This window comes from Enterobacter sp. RHBSTW-00975 (assembly GCF_013615235.1).
In the GTDB taxonomy this organism is placed as follows: Bacteria; Pseudomonadota; Gammaproteobacteria; order Enterobacterales; family Enterobacteriaceae; genus Enterobacter; species Enterobacter ludwigii.
The window spans coordinates 3,656,955-3,673,010 of record NZ_CP055883.1; the positions used below are offsets into that span (position 1 = coordinate 3,656,955).

The 16,056-nt window shown below is 54.8% G+C and carries 16 protein-coding genes and 5 tRNA genes; 3 read left to right on the plus strand and 18 right to left on the minus strand.

Going from position 1 to position 16,056, the window contains the following annotated elements:
* Nucleotides 1-5 precede the first annotated feature (5 nt).
* From luxS to mltB, 18 genes are all read right to left on the minus strand, one after another.
* Entirely contained in the window at nucleotides 6-521 is a 516-nt protein-coding gene (gene luxS, locus HV340_RS17575) for an S-ribosylhomocysteine lyase (protein WP_008499539.1), read from the minus strand.
* 152 nt (nucleotides 522-673) lie between these two features.
* The gene (gene gshA / locus HV340_RS17580; protein WP_014171329.1) at nucleotides 674-2,218 is read right to left on the minus strand and encodes a glutamate--cysteine ligase; all 1,545 of its coding nucleotides are present in this window, start codon (nucleotides 2,216-2,218) and stop codon (nucleotides 674-676) included.
* Between the two features lie 83 nt (nucleotides 2,219-2,301).
* Nucleotides 2,302-2,730 (minus strand): YqaA family protein, encoded by a 429-nt coding sequence (locus tag HV340_RS17585; RefSeq protein ID WP_032678833.1) that lies wholly within the window; start codon nucleotides 2,728-2,730, stop codon nucleotides 2,302-2,304.
* Nucleotides 2,727-3,293 carry a fructose-1-phosphate/6-phosphogluconate phosphatase gene (yqaB, locus tag HV340_RS17590; RefSeq protein ID WP_014171331.1) on the minus strand — a complete coding sequence of 189 codons (567 nt, stop codon included), beginning with the start codon at nucleotides 3,291-3,293 and terminating at the stop codon, nucleotides 2,727-2,729. The genes HV340_RS17585 and yqaB overlap by 4 nt, the downstream gene beginning before the upstream one ends.
* 264 nt (nucleotides 3,294-3,557) lie before the next feature.
* A tRNA-Arg gene (locus HV340_RS17595) sits at nucleotides 3,558-3,634 on the minus strand.
* A 64-nt stretch (nucleotides 3,635-3,698) separates the two neighbouring features.
* Nucleotides 3,699-3,775: transfer RNA gene (locus HV340_RS17600), tRNA-Arg, on the minus strand.
* A gap of 161 nt (nucleotides 3,776-3,936) precedes the next feature.
* Nucleotides 3,937-4,013, minus strand: a tRNA-Arg gene (locus HV340_RS17605).
* Between the two features lie 64 nt (nucleotides 4,014-4,077).
* Nucleotides 4,078-4,154, minus strand: a tRNA-Arg gene (locus HV340_RS17610).
* A 4-nt stretch (nucleotides 4,155-4,158) separates the two neighbouring features.
* Nucleotides 4,159-4,251: transfer RNA gene (locus tag HV340_RS17615), tRNA-Ser, on the minus strand.
* 343 nt (nucleotides 4,252-4,594) lie between these two features.
* Nucleotides 4,595-4,780 (minus strand): carbon storage regulator CsrA, encoded by a 186-nt coding sequence (csrA, locus tag HV340_RS17620; protein WP_000906486.1) that lies wholly within the window; start codon nucleotides 4,778-4,780, stop codon nucleotides 4,595-4,597.
* A gap of 241 nt (nucleotides 4,781-5,021) precedes the next feature.
* Nucleotides 5,022-7,649: an alanine--tRNA ligase gene (alaS, locus tag HV340_RS17625; protein ID WP_014171332.1), complete on the minus strand. Its 2,628-nt coding sequence runs from the start codon at nucleotides 7,647-7,649 to the stop codon at nucleotides 5,022-5,024.
* A 131-nt stretch (nucleotides 7,650-7,780) separates the two neighbouring features.
* Nucleotides 7,781-8,281 (minus strand): recombination regulator RecX, encoded by a 501-nt coding sequence (gene recX / locus HV340_RS17630; RefSeq protein WP_014171334.1) that lies wholly within the window; start codon nucleotides 8,279-8,281, stop codon nucleotides 7,781-7,783.
* Nucleotides 8,282-8,349: 68 nt separating this feature from the next.
* Complete coding sequence (gene recA / locus HV340_RS17635; RefSeq protein ID WP_020883855.1) at nucleotides 8,350-9,408, minus strand: recombinase RecA; 1,059 nt, start codon at nucleotides 9,406-9,408, stop codon at nucleotides 8,350-8,352.
* An 89-nt stretch (nucleotides 9,409-9,497) separates the two neighbouring features.
* Nucleotides 9,498-9,995: a nicotinamide-nucleotide amidase gene (pncC, locus tag HV340_RS17640; RefSeq protein WP_020883854.1), complete on the minus strand. Its 498-nt coding sequence runs from the start codon at nucleotides 9,993-9,995 to the stop codon at nucleotides 9,498-9,500.
* 130 nt (nucleotides 9,996-10,125) lie between these two features.
* Nucleotides 10,126-11,004 carry a metal ABC transporter substrate-binding protein gene (locus HV340_RS17645; protein WP_040018929.1) on the minus strand — a complete coding sequence of 293 codons (879 nt, stop codon included), beginning with the start codon at nucleotides 11,002-11,004 and terminating at the stop codon, nucleotides 10,126-10,128.
* A 14-nt stretch (nucleotides 11,005-11,018) separates the two neighbouring features.
* Nucleotides 11,019-11,879: a metal ABC transporter permease gene (locus HV340_RS17650; RefSeq protein WP_025203390.1), complete on the minus strand. Its 861-nt coding sequence runs from the start codon at nucleotides 11,877-11,879 to the stop codon at nucleotides 11,019-11,021.
* Nucleotides 11,876-12,529: an ATP-binding cassette domain-containing protein gene (locus tag HV340_RS17655; protein WP_040018928.1), complete on the minus strand. Its 654-nt coding sequence runs from the start codon at nucleotides 12,527-12,529 to the stop codon at nucleotides 11,876-11,878. The genes HV340_RS17650 and HV340_RS17655 overlap by 4 nt, the downstream gene beginning before the upstream one ends.
* Before the next feature lie 248 nt (nucleotides 12,530-12,777).
* Nucleotides 12,778-13,878, minus strand: coding sequence for a lytic murein transglycosylase B (gene mltB / locus HV340_RS17660; RefSeq protein WP_025203388.1), 1,101 nt, complete (start codon nucleotides 13,876-13,878; stop codon nucleotides 12,778-12,780).
* A gap of 274 nt (nucleotides 13,879-14,152) precedes the next feature.
* On the opposite strand from mltB, the gene srlA reads away from it, so the two are divergent.
* Genes srlA through srlB form a run of 3 tightly spaced genes read left to right on the plus strand, consistent with a single transcriptional unit; the run spans nucleotide 14,153 to nucleotide 16,047 of the window.
* Nucleotides 14,153-14,716 carry a PTS glucitol/sorbitol transporter subunit IIC gene (gene srlA / locus HV340_RS17665; protein WP_014171343.1) on the plus strand — a complete coding sequence of 188 codons (564 nt, stop codon included), beginning with the start codon at nucleotides 14,153-14,155 and terminating at the stop codon, nucleotides 14,714-14,716.
* Nucleotides 14,713-15,672: a PTS glucitol/sorbitol transporter subunit IIB gene (locus HV340_RS17670; protein WP_014171344.1), complete on the plus strand. Its 960-nt coding sequence runs from the start codon at nucleotides 14,713-14,715 to the stop codon at nucleotides 15,670-15,672. The genes srlA and HV340_RS17670 overlap by 4 nt, the downstream gene beginning before the upstream one ends.
* 12 nt (nucleotides 15,673-15,684) lie before the next feature.
* Nucleotides 15,685-16,047: a PTS glucitol/sorbitol transporter subunit IIA gene (srlB, locus tag HV340_RS17675; RefSeq protein WP_020883848.1), complete on the plus strand. Its 363-nt coding sequence runs from the start codon at nucleotides 15,685-15,687 to the stop codon at nucleotides 16,045-16,047.
* Nucleotides 16,048-16,056: the final 9 nt, after the last annotated feature.

Here is a 16,056-nt window from a genome sequence, read left to right on the forward strand (position 1 = left end):
GTGCACTAGATGTGCAGTTCCTGCAGTTTTTCTTTTGGTAGCGCCAGCTCTTCATTGCTGTTTACGCGAACGTCACGCTCGATGATATGACGCGCGATCTCCTGGGCTTCTTCCAGAGAGTGCATCTGGTAAGTTCCGCACTGATATACGTTCAGCTCAGGGATCTGGTTCTGCTCTTTCACCTTCAGCACATCTTCCATTGCCGCTTTCCAGGCATCCGCGACGCGTTTCTCTTCAGGCTGACCAATCAGGCTCATGTAGAAACCGGTACGGCAACCCATCGGAGAGATATCGATGATCTCAACGCCATTACCGTTCAGGTGGTCGCGCATAAACCCGGCAAACAGGTGCTCCAGGGTGTGAATGCCTTTCTCTGGCATCACTTCTTTGTTGGGCACGCAGAAGCGCAGATCGAATACGGTGATCGTGTCGCCGTGCGGGGTGTGCATGGTCTTCGCCACACGTACTGCAGGTGCTTCCATACGGGTATGGTCGACAGTAAAGCTATCTAATAACGGCATACGTCACCTCCGATAGTGATTTTTTTTAAAATAAACTGAACTCTTCTACAAAATGCACGTCTGAGTATATGAAAGACGCGCATTTGTTATCATCATCCCTGAATTCAGAGATGTATATTTTGGCCACAGCGATGTGGCCTTTTTCTTTTCTGTTAAGCCTGTTTCGCCAGAAACGCCTCAAACGACTCCGTATCCGCCGCTTCAACCTCTTTCTGACGCACGACAGAGGCGTCTCGTTCTGCCACAAAATCGGCTTCACTCAGAATCTCTAACGGCTCCTGCTTCAGCATCTCGCGGTATTCCGCAGAGAGCGAACGCCCGGTGCCGCCAATACCCTGATCAATCATAGAACGCAGAATACGCGCGGAGAACGTCAGTTCCGGGTTATCAAACGATTCAACCAGCTGGTCGCACACGTTCTGATAGGCTTCACCACCGTCAATGCTGTCCATGGTTCGGGCAACACGCTTCAGGTCGCGGAACAGATCCTTACCGACTTTCGTCAGCGGGAACTGCGCTGTCTCGCAGCCAATACCCAGCGTCAGACCCGGCTTGCGCCCTTCCAGAATCACGCGGTTCCAGTTGGTACGGGTACAGAGCAGTTCCTCTGAACTCATTTCCGGCGCATCCGCCAGTACGCACCAGACCATAAACAGATCCAGGAAGCGAACCTGCTGCTCATCAACGCCGATGGGTGAGAACGGGTTGATATCCAGCGAGCGCACTTCTATGTATTCAATCCCGCCGCGCTGCAGTGCATCCGACGGGGTTTCACCGCTGCGCGTAACGCGCTTCGGACGAATAGGCGCGTACAGTTCATTTTCAATCTGCAGCACGTTGCTGTTGATCTGCAGGCGCTTACCGTCTTTTTCGAGGCCGATTTTCTCGTACTCTTCCGACGGCGTTTTGATCGCCCGCTTCAATCCTGCCACATATTCGTGCAATTCGTTAAACGTAATACCGAGATTGCTTTGCGACTTATTGGTATAACCCAGATCGCTAAGACGCAGGGAGGTGGCGTACGGGAGATAGTACATTCCACACTCTGTCTTCTCGAACGGCAGCGTGGTCGGTTTCCCCTGCAGGAATGACGAGCATATCGCAGGCGATGCGCCAAACAGATACGGAATGACCCAGCCAAAACGATAGTAGTTGCGGATCAGGCGGAAGTAGCCCGCGGAGATCGCGTCTTTATCCGTTTCGCCACACTTCGCCTGCCAGAACGCCATGGGTAAAGAGAAATTGTAATGCACGCCAGAAATGGTCTGCATCAACGCACCGTAGCGGTTTTTCAGCCCCTCACGATAGAGCGTTTTCAGTTGACCGATATTTGACGTGCCGTATTGCGCCAGTTCAATCTCCTGGCCTTGTTCGATATAGCACGGCATGCTGAGCGGCCACATACGCTCATCACCCAGATTGCGGGCAGTGTAGCGATGGATGTCGCGCAGAATCGTTAGCATATGATCAATATCACCATCCACTGGCGTGATGAATTCCAGCAGCGCTTCAGCGAAATCGGTTGTGATCCATTTATGTGTCAGCGCCGAGCCTAACGCCTTCGGGTGACCCGTTGTCGCTAAGCTACCGTCCGCGTTAACGCGCAGCGTTTCACGCTCAAGACCACGCTGAATACCCTTCAGTGCCTGAGGGTGATTTTCCAGCCAGGCCAGCGCCTGAGATACGTCCGGGATCAAATTGACCTCCCGCCTGTCAAAGTATTGTTACTCAGCATAATTGTAATGGTTGACGATTGAAGGTCGCGTATTCATTCCACCAATTAGTGCCACCACGTCATACCCTGTAGTGTTGCCCATGCCACGAGAACATAGCGCAACGCCTTGCCAAGGCACAAAAAAAAGAGCACTGGCCCCCAGGAGATGCGCATCCATCCCGCCAGCAGGCACAGTAAATCACCTATTACAGGCATCCAGCTTAATAACAGCGTGGCAGCGCCATAGCGTTTTAGCCAGCCGACTGCCTTTTCCTGCCAGCGCGATTTTTCACGCAGCGGAAAGAAACGCCCAAGAATAACGTTAGTCAGCCCTCCAAAGCTATTACCCATTGTTGCTATTAACACGAGCAACCAGGGCTGACTCACGCCAGACAACAGCATCGCTACCAGCACCACTTCCGAATTTCCCGGCAAGAGCGTGGCGCTTAAAAAACTGCTGGCGAATAATGATAAAAGTGACAGCGCGTCACTCACAGTAAGCGGACGTCCACAACATCCATCCCGGCATCGCGCGCGGCCTGAATACCAAAATCAGCATCTTCGAACACCACACATTTCACCGCAGGCACACCCATCAGTTCTGCACAACGCAGGAAAGTGTCCGGTGCGGGCTTGTGATTTTGAACATGATCGGCGGCAACCACCGCAGAGAAATAATGGCGCAGGCCAAGATGGGTGAGTAGCGCTTCCGCAATAGCGCTTTCACTGCCCGTGCCAACGGACATAGGACGACGCCCGTGCCATGCTTTTACGACGTCAATTAACGGTAACGGGCGCACGGTATCTAAAAGCATCGCTTTTACCGCATCGGTTTTTTCACGGGCCAGAAGGTGCGGGTCGAGATCGGCATGATTACGTTCAATCACGGCCTGCGCTATACGCCAGGTTGGGGCTCCGTTGAGGGCGATCATCGCCTGAAGATCGAAACGCATACCGTAACGAGCAAGGACATCAGTCCAGGCTTGACGATGCGTGGGTTCGGTATCCAGGAGAGTGCCATCCATATCGAAGATCAAACCGTCATACTGTGCGTACATCGTGCTCTCGCTAAACGATTAACAAAGCATTACTTTATCGTAAACGGTGGTTTTTGTCGCTCAAAGAGAAATGATTGCTGACAGAACGTCGAAGGAATAACCAGGGAGAAAGAGAGTGGTACAGAAAAGAAGTTGGTGCATCCGGGAGGATTACTCGGCTGCGCCTCGCCCTTCGGGCCGTTGCTAAGCAACGTTATCTTCCCTGGTGCTTGCGGCTAACCCGCAGACCTTGAAACAACAGCCTTGCTGTTATCTCGGAGAAGATGGTGCATCCGGGAGGATTCGAACCTCCGACCGCTCGGTTCGTAGCCGAGTACTCTATCCAGCTGAGCTACGGATGCATCGGGATTTACTATTGTACTACTCGATATTCATATCACTTCGAAAGCAATATGAAGTAATAGATGGTGCATCCGGGAGGATTCGAACCTCCGACCGCTCGGTTCGTAGCCGAGTACTCTATCCAGCTGAGCTACGGATGCATCAGGGTACTGCTTTCAGAAATAGTAAATGGTGCATCCGGGAGGATTACTCGGCTGCGCCTCGCCCTTCGGGCCGTTGCTAAAGCAACGTTATCCTCCCTGGTGCTTGCGGCTAACCCGCAGACCTTGAAACAACAGCTTTGCTGTTATCTCGGAGAAGATGGTGCATCCGGGAGGATTCGAACCTCCGACCGCTCGGTTCGTAGCCGAGTACTCTATCCAGCTGAGCTACGGATGCATCGGGATTTACTATTGTACTACTCGATATTCATATCACTTCGAAAGCAATATGAAGTAATAGATGGTGCATCCGGGAGGATTCGAACCTCCGACCGCTCGGTTCGTAGCCGAGTACTCTATCCAGCTGAGCTACGGATGCAAAATGGCGGTGAGGCGGGGATTCGAACCCCGGATGCAGCTTTTGACCGCATACTCCCTTAGCAGGGGAGCGCCTTCAGCCTCTCGGCCACCTCACCACACAACGCCTCTTTCGAGTGCTTCGAGTAACTCGTTAAGAGCTTCTCGTCGCTGCGTGGCGCATATATTACTTTCTGGGACTTATAAGTCAAACAATTTTCCAAAAGCTTTTATCGTTTGCACAAATCACACGCAATTCGCATGCAAAAGCTGCAAAGAGGGTGTTTTATAAGCGGATTTTGCAGGCATCTTCTCAGAAAACTGATGACAGAATAGTGATGTTGAGGCGAGTTAAGGGTAAGAGAGTGGTTAAAAACAGAGCGATTGAAATTAAACGGTAACTTTAAGCAGGAAAAATGGCGGGAGAGGTTGCGTCTCGCCCGACAGCGAGACGCGACAATATCAGTAACTGGACTGCTGGGATTTTTCAGCCTGGATACGCTGGTAGATCTCTTCACGGTGGACAGATACTTCTTTAGGAGCGTTTACACCAATACGTACCTGGTTACCCTTTACCCCTAAAACTGTCACGGTGACCTCATCCCCAATCATGAGGGTCTCACCAACTCGACGAGTCAGAATCAGCATTCTTTGCTCCTTGAAAGATTAAAAGAGTCGGGTCTCTTGTATCCCGGCATTATCCATCATATAACGCCAAAAAGTAAGCGATGACAAACACGTAAAGTGTAAGCAGTCACGGCATCACATTCTGTTAAACGTAAGTTTAGCCGATATACACAAACTCAACCTGACTTTATCGTTATCGATAGCGCAGTGAACAAGACGCCATAACGTTACCGCTATGGCGTCTGCTTGTGCTTTGTAGTTATTACAGTTTCGCGCTCACCCAGCTTTCAACACTGGCCAATGCCGCAGGAAGTGCCGCCGCATCCGTACCACCGGCTTGCGCCATGTCCGGACGACCGCCACCCTTACCGCCCACCTGCTGGGCGACCATACCAATCAGTTCCCCTGCTTTTACGCGGTCGGTCACATCCTTAGAGACGCCCGCAATCAGAGAAACCTTACCTTCTGCCACTGTCGCCAGCACGATAACTGTGGAACCGAGCTGGTTCTTCAGATCGTCGACCATAGTACGCAGCATCTTAGGCTCAACGCCTGCCAGATCGCTGACCAGCAGTTTGACACCCTTAATGTCTACAGCTTTGCTGGAGAGGTTTGCACTCTCCTGCGCCGCAGCCTGCTCTTTCAGCTGCTGCAGCTCTTTTTCCAGCTGACGCGTACGATCCAGCGCAACGCGCACTTTCTCGCCCAGGTTCTGGCTATCACCTTTCAACAACTGCGCGATGTCGTGCAGCTGATCGCTCTGCGCATGCAGGCTGGCAATCGCGCCTTCACCGGTTACCGCTTCAATACGACGCACGCCCGCCGCCGTTCCTGATTCGGAAACAATGCGGAACAGACCAATGTCGCCGGTACGGGAGGCATGCGTCCCGCCGCAGAGCTCAGTCGAGAAGTCGCCCATGCTCAGCACGCGAACGCGGTCGTCGTATTTCTCGCCGAACAGTGCCATCGCGCCTTTCTTCTTCGCCGCCTCGAGATCCATGATATGGGTTTCGATAGGCAGGTTACGACGGATCTGCGCATTCACCAGATCTTCCACCGCGCGGATTTCTGACGGCTTCATCGCTTCAAAATGAGAGAAGTCGAAGCGCAGCACTTTATCGTTAACCAGAGAACCTTTCTGTGCAACGTGCGTTCCCAGAACTTCACGCAGGGCAGCGTGCATCAGGTGCGTAGCTGAGTGGTTCAGACGAATGCGCGCACGACGAGCTTCATCAACGTTCGCCTGAACACCCTCGCCCACTTTCAAAGAACCGGCAGTCAGTTTGCCCTGATGGCCAATCGCCTGACCGTATTTCTGCGTGTCGCTTACGCTGAAGCTGAAACCGTTGCCTTTCAGTTCGCCTTTATCGCCAACCTGGCCGCCGGATTCTGCGTAGAACGGCGTTTTGTCCAGAATGACAACCGCATCCTGACCCGCGTTGATGCTGTCTACGGCTTTACCGTCAACAAACAGGGCGGTCACTTTGCCAGTCAGTTCCAGATTTTCGTAGCCTTTGAATTCTGATGCGCCATCAACGCGGATCATCGCGTTGTAGTCAGCACCAAAACCGCTGGACTCGCGCGCACGGCGGCGCTGCTCTTCCATTGCGGCTTCAAAGCCTGCTTCGTCCACTTTGATGTTGCGCTCACGGCAAACGTCCGCCGTCAAGTCAACCGGGAAACCGTAGGTATCGTACAGGCGGAAAGCGGTTTCGCCGTCCAGCGTATCGCCCTTAAGTTTCGCCAGCTCTTCATCCAGCAGCGCCAGTCCGCGCTCCAGAGTACGAGCAAACTGCTCTTCTTCCGTTTTCAGAACCTGCTCAACCTGCGCCTGCTGACGTTTCAGCTCATCACCGGCTGCGCCCATCACGCCAATCAGTGGCCCAACGAGTTTATAGAAGAAGGTGTCCTTCGCGCCCAGCATGTTGCCGTGACGGATAGCACGACGAATGATACGTCGCAGCACGTAGCCACGGTTTTCATTCGACGGGATCACGCCGTCAGCAATCAGGAACGCGCAGGAACGGATATGGTCTGCAATAACGCGCAGCGATTTGTTGTTCAGATCGGTTGCACCCGTCACTTGCGCAACGGCTTTAATCAGGGTGCTGAACAGGTCAATTTCGTAGTTGGAGTTAACGTGCTGCAGAACAGCCGCGATACGCTCCAGACCCATACCGGTATCAACGGACGGTTTCGGCAGCGGCTCCATCGTACCGTCAGCCTGACGGTTGAACTGCATGAAGACGATGTTCCAGATCTCAATGTAGCGATCGCCGTCTTCTTCCGGGCTGCCTGGAGGACCACCCCAGATATGGTCGCCGTGATCGTAGAAGATCTCGGTGCACGGACCGCAAGGGCCGGTATCGCCCATCTGCCAGAAGTTGTCAGACGCATAAGGTGCGCCTTTGTTATCACCGATGCGAATAATACGCTCGCGCGGGATACCAACCTCTTTTTCCCAGATTTCGTAGGCTTCGTCATCGGTTTCATAGACGGTAACCCACAGACGATCTTTCGGCAGGTTGAACCAGTTTTCACCGGTCAGCAGTTCCCACGCATATTGAATGGCATCGTGTTTGAAGTAGTCGCCGAAGCTGAAGTTACCCAGCATTTCGAAGAACGTGTGGTGACGCGCGGTGTAACCGACGTTTTCCAGGTCGTTGTGTTTACCGCCCGCACGCACGCAACGCTGTGAGGTTGTGGCGCGGGAATAATTACGTTTGTCGAGACCAAGGAACACATCCTTGAACTGGTTCATCCCGGCGTTGGTAAACAGCAGAGTCGGATCGTTGTTCGGTACCAGGGAGCTGCTGGCAACTACCTGATGTCCCTTACTATGGAAAAAATCGAGAAACGCCTGACGGATCTCAGCGGTGCTCTTGCTCATAATTATCCTGAAATCAAGCTAACGAAATGTCGTAGCAAGCCTGTATCGGTAAAACGTTGGACAGACCAGCTACTGGAAAAAGTGGGAATAAGATAAGTTTTCTTTAGTGGGAAGTAAAATCCCGCATGCGTTCAATCCGCAAAATTACGCCAGATATCCTGAATATCTTCCATCAGAAAGCCGCGGTAGAGCAAAAAGCGCTGGATTTTAACTTTTTCTGAAAATTCACGTGGCAAGGGTTCGCCGTACTTGCGAATGGCCTGTTCTTTTGCCAGCGCGCACCAGTCTGTGTCGCATTCGCGCATGGCCTTTTCAATGGTTTCACGGGCGACCCCTTTCTGGTTCAGCTCCTGGCGGATACGCGCGGGGCCATATCCTTTGCGGCCACGGCTGGCAAGAAACCGGGAAGCGAAACGCTCGTCATCCAGATAGCGGTGCTCATAGCACCAGGCAATGACGCGGTCGTAATCTTCCGCAGTCGCATCAATCTCTTCCGGCCCGTTTTTACTCATGACGGGGGCCGACAGTTTTCGCCGCAACTCCTGTTCGCTGTGGTCACGGACGGCAAGAATGCGCACCGCACGGTCCAGTAAGCGTGCATAGGCAGGGCGGCGTGAAGTCGATTCACTCATAAAAAACCTGCTGATTCAGAAATGCAAAAAGGGCCGCATTAGCAGCCCTTCATCTTTAAACGAGAGAATTAGAAATCTTCGTTGGTTTCTTCAGCACCCGCGTTATCCACCACGAAATCAGGCGTACCGTCCTGGTTGTTCAGCAGAAGCTCACGCACTTTCTTCTCAATTTCTTTCGCCGCAGCCGGGTTCTCTTTCAGCCAGGAGATTGCATTTGCTTTACCCTGACCAATCTTGTCGCCGTTGTAGCTGTACCATGCGCCCGCTTTTTCAATCAGCTTCTCTTTCACGCCCAGGTCAACCAGTTCGCCGTAGAAGTTGATACCTTCACCGTAGAGGATCTGGAATTCAGCCTGTTTGAACGGCGCTGCGATTTTGTTCTTCACAACCTTCACGCGGGTTTCGCTACCCACTACGTTTTCACCCTCTTTCACCGCGCCGATACGGCGGATATCCAGACGGACAGACGCGTAGAATTTCAGCGCGTTACCACCGGTAGTGGTTTCCGGGTTACCGAACATCACACCAATTTTCATACGGATCTGGTTGATGAAGATCAGCAGCGTGTTGGACTGCTTCAGGTTACCGGCCAGCTTACGCATTGCCTGGCTCATCATACGTGCCGCGAGGCCCATGTGAGAGTCACCAATTTCGCCTTCGATTTCAGCTTTTGGCGTCAGAGCGGCAACGGAGTCGACCACGATAACGTCAACCGCACCGGAACGGGCCAGCGCGTCACAAATTTCCAGCGCCTGCTCACCGGTGTCCGGCTGAGAACACAGCAGGTTGTCGATATCAACGCCCAGCTTACGAGCATAAACAGGGTCCAGCGCGTGCTCGGCATCGATAAACGCACAGGTTTTACCTTCACGCTGTGCCGCAGCGATAACCTGCAGCGTCAGGGTTGTTTTACCTGAGGACTCGGGCCCGTAGATTTCTACGATACGGCCCATTGGCAGGCCGCCAGCGCCCAGCGCGATATCCAGAGAAAGCGAACCGGTGGAGATAGTTTCCACATCCATGGAACGGTCTTCACCCAGGCGCATGATGGAGCCTTTACCGAATTGCTTTTCGATCTGGCCCAGTGCTGCCGCCAACGCTTTCTGTTTGTTTTCGTCGATAGCCATTATTACTCCTGTCATGCCGGGAGAAGCGACTGTGCTTCACCGTGGATTTCTGTTCTGTTGGTGCAATTATACTGTATGGTCATACAGTATCAAGTATTTTGTAGAAATTGTTGCCAGAGCGTTTTTAACGCATAAACGGTTGCCTGACGACGCACGCTTTCGCGATCGCCGCTAAAGCACTCCCGGCGGGTGATCCCTTCTCCTCTGGCGGTAGCAAAACCAAACCAGACGGTGCCGACAGGCTTCACGTCACTGCCCCCGTCCGGGCCCGCGATGCCGCTAATCGATATTGCATAATCCGCGCGCGCCTCTTTGAGCGCACCAATAGCCATCTCAATCACCACCGGCTCGCTGACCGCGCCATGCTGTTCGAGCGTAGATTCCCGCACGCCGATCATTTGCGCTTTAGCTTCATTACTGTAGGTCACAAAACCACGTTCAAACCAGGCGGAACTGCCGGCAATATCGGTAATCGCTTTCGCCACCCAGCCGCCGGTGCAGGACTCCGCGGTGGTGAGGGTCGCCCCGCGTTGCTTAAGCGCCAGCCCTACCACTTCGCTAAGCTGCATCAATTCATGGTCAGTCATTCTCGCTCCAGGCCTTAGAAAAACATGCAGCACAAGATAGCACTTTCTCGTCAGATATGGGGATGCGCTGCAGGATTTACGAGGGGGATTCAGAAAAAAGCCGATGCGAGCGCACCGGCGGTGGAGAGGATTATTTCATGCTGTCAGCGAGGGTATCCACATTGTGGCGGAACGCCTTAACGTAGGTCTCTGCCACGCCTCCTTTTGCCGAGAGCGCTTCCGGGTAAAGCTCGCCTCCCGGCTGCGCGCCGGTGGCTGTAGCAATCTGTTTAACCAGCCGCGGATCGAGCTGGTTTTCCATAAACCAGGTTTTCACGCCGTCCGCTTTAATCTGATTAATGATCTCAGCGACCTGTGCCGCGCTGGCCTCGCTCTCTGATGACAACCCCTGGGGCGCCATAAACGTCACCCCGTAGGCGCGGCTGAAATAGCCGAACGCGTCATGGCTGGTCAGCACTTTACGTTTCACCAGCGGGATCTGGCTAAAACGCGTTTTGGCCCAGCTATCCAGCTGCTTAAGCTGCGCGATGTACGGTTTTCCGGTCGCTTCCAGCGCGGTTTTATCTTCTGGGTCGGCTTTCACCAGCCCGTTGAGAATATTTTGCGCGTACAGCGCCCCGTTCGCCGCGCTGTTCCAGGCGTGCGGGTCAGTGACGGTTTTGCCCTCTTCTTCGAGGGTATGCGTCTGCACACCACGCGACGCCACCACCAGCTGGCCTTTGAACCCGGAGGCTTTCACCAGGCGATCCAGCCACCCTTCCAGTCCCAGACCATTGACCACCACAACATCTGCCTTGCTTAGCGCCGCGCTATCTTTTGGCGAGGGCTCGAAGGTATGCGGATCGCCGTCCGGACCCACCAGCGTCGTGACGTTCACATGGTCACCGCCCACCTCCCGGGTCATATCCCCCAGTATGGAAAAGCTGGTCACCACATTGAGCGTTTTCGCCATCACCGTTTGCGACATCATCCCCAGCGCGAGCGCCACTACTAATCCCGTACGTTTCATCGTTTCCCCTTCCGTTAAAAAAGCGCACGCAGGCTGCCAGCCAGCCTGCTGCGCGTGCCAAATAAAATGGAAATAAAGAACAGCGCGCTGGCGGTAAGCACGATGGACGGCCCCGCGGGCAGACTGGCGGCCCAGGAGAGACTGAGTCCGAGCCACGCGCAGAAAATACCGCTGATACCCGCCATCAATAGCAGTCCGGGTAAGGTGCGTGCCCAGCAGCGTGCCGCTACCGCAGGGAGCATCATCAGCCCGACCGCCATCAACGTGCCAAGCACCTGAAAACCGGCAACGAGGTTAAGCACCAGCAGCGCCAGAAACAGGCCGTGTAATAAGCCGGGAACATGGCGGGCGTTTACCTGCAGCCAGGCGGTGTCAAAGGCCTCGGTCACCAGCCCACGGTAAAAAATCGCCAGCGTGATAAGGGTGAACATACAAACGCCTGCCACAAACAGCGCGGCATCGTTATCCACCGCCAGGATGGAGCCAAACAGCAGGTGCAGAAGATCGACGTTCGAACCGCGCAGTGATACCAGCGTGACGCCCAGCGCCAGCGAGCCAAGATAGAACCCGGCAAAACTGGCGTCCTCTTTAAGCGGCGTTCGACGGCTGACCAGCCCGGCCACCAGCGCCACGGTAATACCGGCAATAAAGCCTCCCACGCTCATGGCCAGCAGCGACATACCGCTGAGCAAATACCCCACCGCGACGCCGGGCAAAATGGCGTGAGAGAGGGCATCGCCCATCAGACTCATCCGGCGCAGCTGAAGGAAAACGCCCAGAGCAGTGGTACTGACGGACAACGCCAGGCAAACCACCAGCGCGCGGCGCATAAAGCCATACTCAATAAAAGGCTGAAAAAAGATATGCCAGATCATGCCACCCTCACCCGCTCGGTTTTCCACTGGGGCATGTCAGCGTCCAGCCGTAACGTCTGTGGGAAGTGGCGCGATACACGCTCGCTGTCGTGCAGCACCGCAAGCACCGTTTGCCCCTGCATATACATTTCCAGCATCAGGTCCATCAGCACATTACAGGTAGCTTCATCAACGCCGGTAAAGGGCTCATCGAGCATGACCAGCGGTGCCTGCTGCACTAATACCCGCGCGAACAGCATGCGCTGAAACTGACCGCCGGAGAGCTCATCAATGGTCGTTAGCGCCATTGTTCCAAGCCCCACCCGCTCAAGCGCGCCGGCAATGCGCAGCCGCATTTCACGGCGAAGGCCAGAAAAAAGCGACGCTTCAGGCCAGCAGCCCATGCTGACCACATCCTGCACGGTTAGCGGAAATTGCGCCTCCAGGGCATGACGCTGTGCCAGCCAGCCCATTACGGGGCGTTTTTTCTGCCAGTGAAAACGGCCGCTTACCGGCGGGATAAACCCGGCGAGGGTTTTCAGAAGCGTTGATTTACCGCAGCCGTTGGCCCCGAGGATGGCGGTCATGCTCCCGCATTCAATCACCCCGGACAGAGGACGCGTGACCGGCTCGCGGTCGTAACCCGCCGTGAGTTGATTCATCACAATCATGGCAATGCCACCGCCCAGCACACGGCCAGTCCGATAAAGACAATCAGCGCCAGCGCCATCAGAAGCCGGACCGGCGCAGACAGAGAAAAAAAGGAAGTAGACATCTCATCACCACATCAAATGTTATAACATAACAATAATGAAAGATAATGCGGATGTAAATGAGCGAAGATTAACGGGAGTGTGGCGAAATGTTTCTGGATATCAGCCCAACCCTCTCCCGGCGGAAGAGGGTTGAACATCAAGCGTTACTGACTGAACGGCGACGCGGCAGGCACGCGCGCCTGTGACACCGCCAGCCCCAGCTGCCATACGGCCATCGCATAGTGGGTGCTGTGGTTATAGCGGGTGATGGTGTAGAAGTTAGGCAGCCCGTACCAGTACTGATAACCCGTACCGACATCCAGACGCAGCAGGCTCGCCTGTTGCGTATTTCCCAGCGGCTGCGTTGGCGTTAAGCCTGCAGCGGCCAGCTGCGAAACGCTGTAGTTGGTTTTAAAGCCGTTCTCAAGCCCTGGTGCCTGGCCGTTAGCCTGCACCGCCACCTGACCGCCCGGCACCCAGCCGTGCGCTTTAAAGTAGTTTGCCACGCTGCCGATGGCATCCACCGGATCCCACAGGTTAATGTGGCCATCTCCGTTAAAGTCGACGGCATATTGCTTATAGGAGGACGGCATAAACTGGCCGTAGCCCATCGCACCGGCAAACGAGCCTTTGAGATCTAACGGGTCATCTTGTTCATTGCGCGCCATCAGCAGGAAGGTTTCCAGTTCAGACGAGAAATATTCAGCGCGACGCGGGTAGTTAAAGGAGAGCGTCGCCAGCGCATCGAGGATACGGGTTTTGCCCATCACGCGGCCCCAGCGGGTTTCCACGCCGATAATCCCGACGATGATTTCAGGCGGTACGCCATACACCTGCCACGCACGGTTCAGCGCATCTTCATATTGGTTCCAGAAGACCACGCCATTTTGCACGTTATCCGGCGTAATAAACTGTTTGCGATAACGCAGCCATGCGCCATTTGGCCCGGTCGGTACCTGAGCCGTCGGTGCCTGGCGATCCATCAAACGCAGAACATAATCCAGTCGCTTCGCCTGCGACAGAATTTCATGCAGTTGCTGGCGGTCAAAACCGTGTTTGCTCACCATTTTATCGATGAACTGCTCGGCCGCCGGGTTATTCGCAAAGTCGCCGCCCATCTGCATCATATTATGCTGCGGCTCCAGCAGGAATCCTCCGGAAGGCGCGCCAGCCGTTTGCTGCACGGCTTCGGTCTTGGGTTTGCTACTACAGGCAGACAGCAGAATAAGCGCAGGTAATAACGCTGCATAACGACGCTTGAACATGTGACATCCATTTAACGGGTTCGATAAGAACCCAGTATGGTAAAGCATCCGCAACACCTCAAGGAAGTGGTACGCACCTCCCCCACCAAATCTTTACGCTCCCCATCGCAAATCTGTGCAATTTTCGTCCACACAAGGCTCCCACCGGCAATTAACTTTCAAAATAATCCATTTTTCTTTCATTGTGAGATCTAATTAACACTTTAAAACCTTTCAAAGTGATTATTATTAGCCTCGGTTATACAAAAACAAAAAAGCCCCACAGGAGAGAAGAATGATAGAAACCATCACCCACGGCGCCGAGTGGTTCATCGGGCTGTTTCAGAAAGGCGGAGAAGTGTTCACCGGCATGGTGACCGGGATCCTGCCCCTGCTGATTAGCCTGCTGGTCATCATGAACGCGCTGATTAACTTTATCGGCCAGCAACGCATTGAACGTTTTGCCCAGCGCTGCGCCGGCAATCCGCTGTCCCGTTACCTGGTTCTGCCCTTCATCGGTACGTTTGTTTTTTGCAACCCGATGACGCTGAGCCTCGGCCGCTTTATGCCTGAAAAGTACAAACCCAGCTATTACGCCGCAGCCTCCTACAGCTGCCACTCCATGAATGGCCTGTTCCCGCATATCAACCCCGGCGAGCTGTTTGTCTATCTGGGCATTGCCAGCGGCCTGACCACGCTTGGCCTGCCGCTCGGTCCGCTGGCGGTGAGTTATCTGCTGGTCGGTCTGGTCACCAACTTTTTCCGCGGCTGGGTCACGGACCTCACCACCGCCATTTTCGAGAAGAAAATGGGTATCCAGCTTGAACAGAAAGTCCATCTTTCAGGAGCCGCAGCATGAGCCGTATTCGCATTGAAAAAGGAACGGGCGGCTGGGGCGGCCCGCTGGAATTCGACGCCACTGAAGGCAAAAAAATCGTCTATATCACCGCAGGCACACGTCCGGCCATTGTCGACAAACTGCGTGAGCTGACCGGCTGGGAAGCGGTCGACGGCTTCAAAGAGGGCGAACCGCCTGAAGCGGAAATTGGTGTGGCGGTGATTGACTGCGGCGGCACGCTGCGCTGCGGCATCTACCCCAAGCGGCGTATTCCTACCGTGAATATCCATTCCACCGGTAAATCAGGTCCGCTGGCGCAGTACATCCTGGAGGACATTTATGTCTCCGGCGTGAAGGAGGAAAACATTCACCTGGCACAGGGGTCTGCTGCCCCTCAGAAAGCGGCCCCGCGTGATTACGACACGAGTAAAAAAATCACCGAACAGAGTGACGGCCTGCTGGCAAAAGTCGGAATGGGGATGGGCTCTGCCGTGGCCGTGCTGTTCCAGTCCGGGCGCGACACCATCGACACGGTGCTGAAAACCATTCTGCCGTTTATGGCATTCGTTTCGGCGCTGATCGGCATCATCATGGCCTCGGGTCTGGGCGACTGGATTGCCCACGGCCTCGCCCCGCTGGCGAGCCACCCGCTCGGGCTGGTGACGCTGGCGCTGATCTGCTCCTTCCCACTGCTGTCGCCGTTTCTCGGCCCAGGCGCGGTCATTGCGCAGGTTATCGGCGTGCTGATTGGCGTGCAGATTGGCCTTGGCAACATTCCCCCGCATCTGGCTCTGCCCGCCCTGTTTGCCATTAACGCCCAGGCGGCGTGTGATTTCATTCCTGTCGGGCTGTCGCTGGCGGAAGCGCGCCAGGACACCGTGCGCGTTGGCGTGCCGTCTGTACTGGTCAGCCGTTTCCTGACCGGCGCACCGACGGTGCTGATTGCCTGGTTTGTCTCCGGCTTTATTTACCAATAAGAGGTTCCTGTGATGACCGTAATTTACCAGACCACCATCACCCGCATTGGCCAGAGCGCGGCCGATGCGCTCAGCGACAAAATGCTGATTACCTTCCGCGAAGGCGCGCCCGCGGATATCGAAGAGTTTTGCTTTATCCACTGTCACGGCGAGATGAACGGCGAGCTGAAGGCCGGGAGCCAGCTGGAGTTGGGTGACGCGCGCTACGCCGTGACCGCCGTCGGCGACGTGGCCGGACAGAACCTGCGGGAGCTCGGCCATATCACCCTGCGTTTTGATGGCCAGCCGCAGGCGGAATATCCCGGCACGGTTCATGTGGATGGCCCGGTTCCGCAGGCTGTCACCCCAGGCTGCACGTTGAAGTTTGTTGCGTAATTTAAGGAG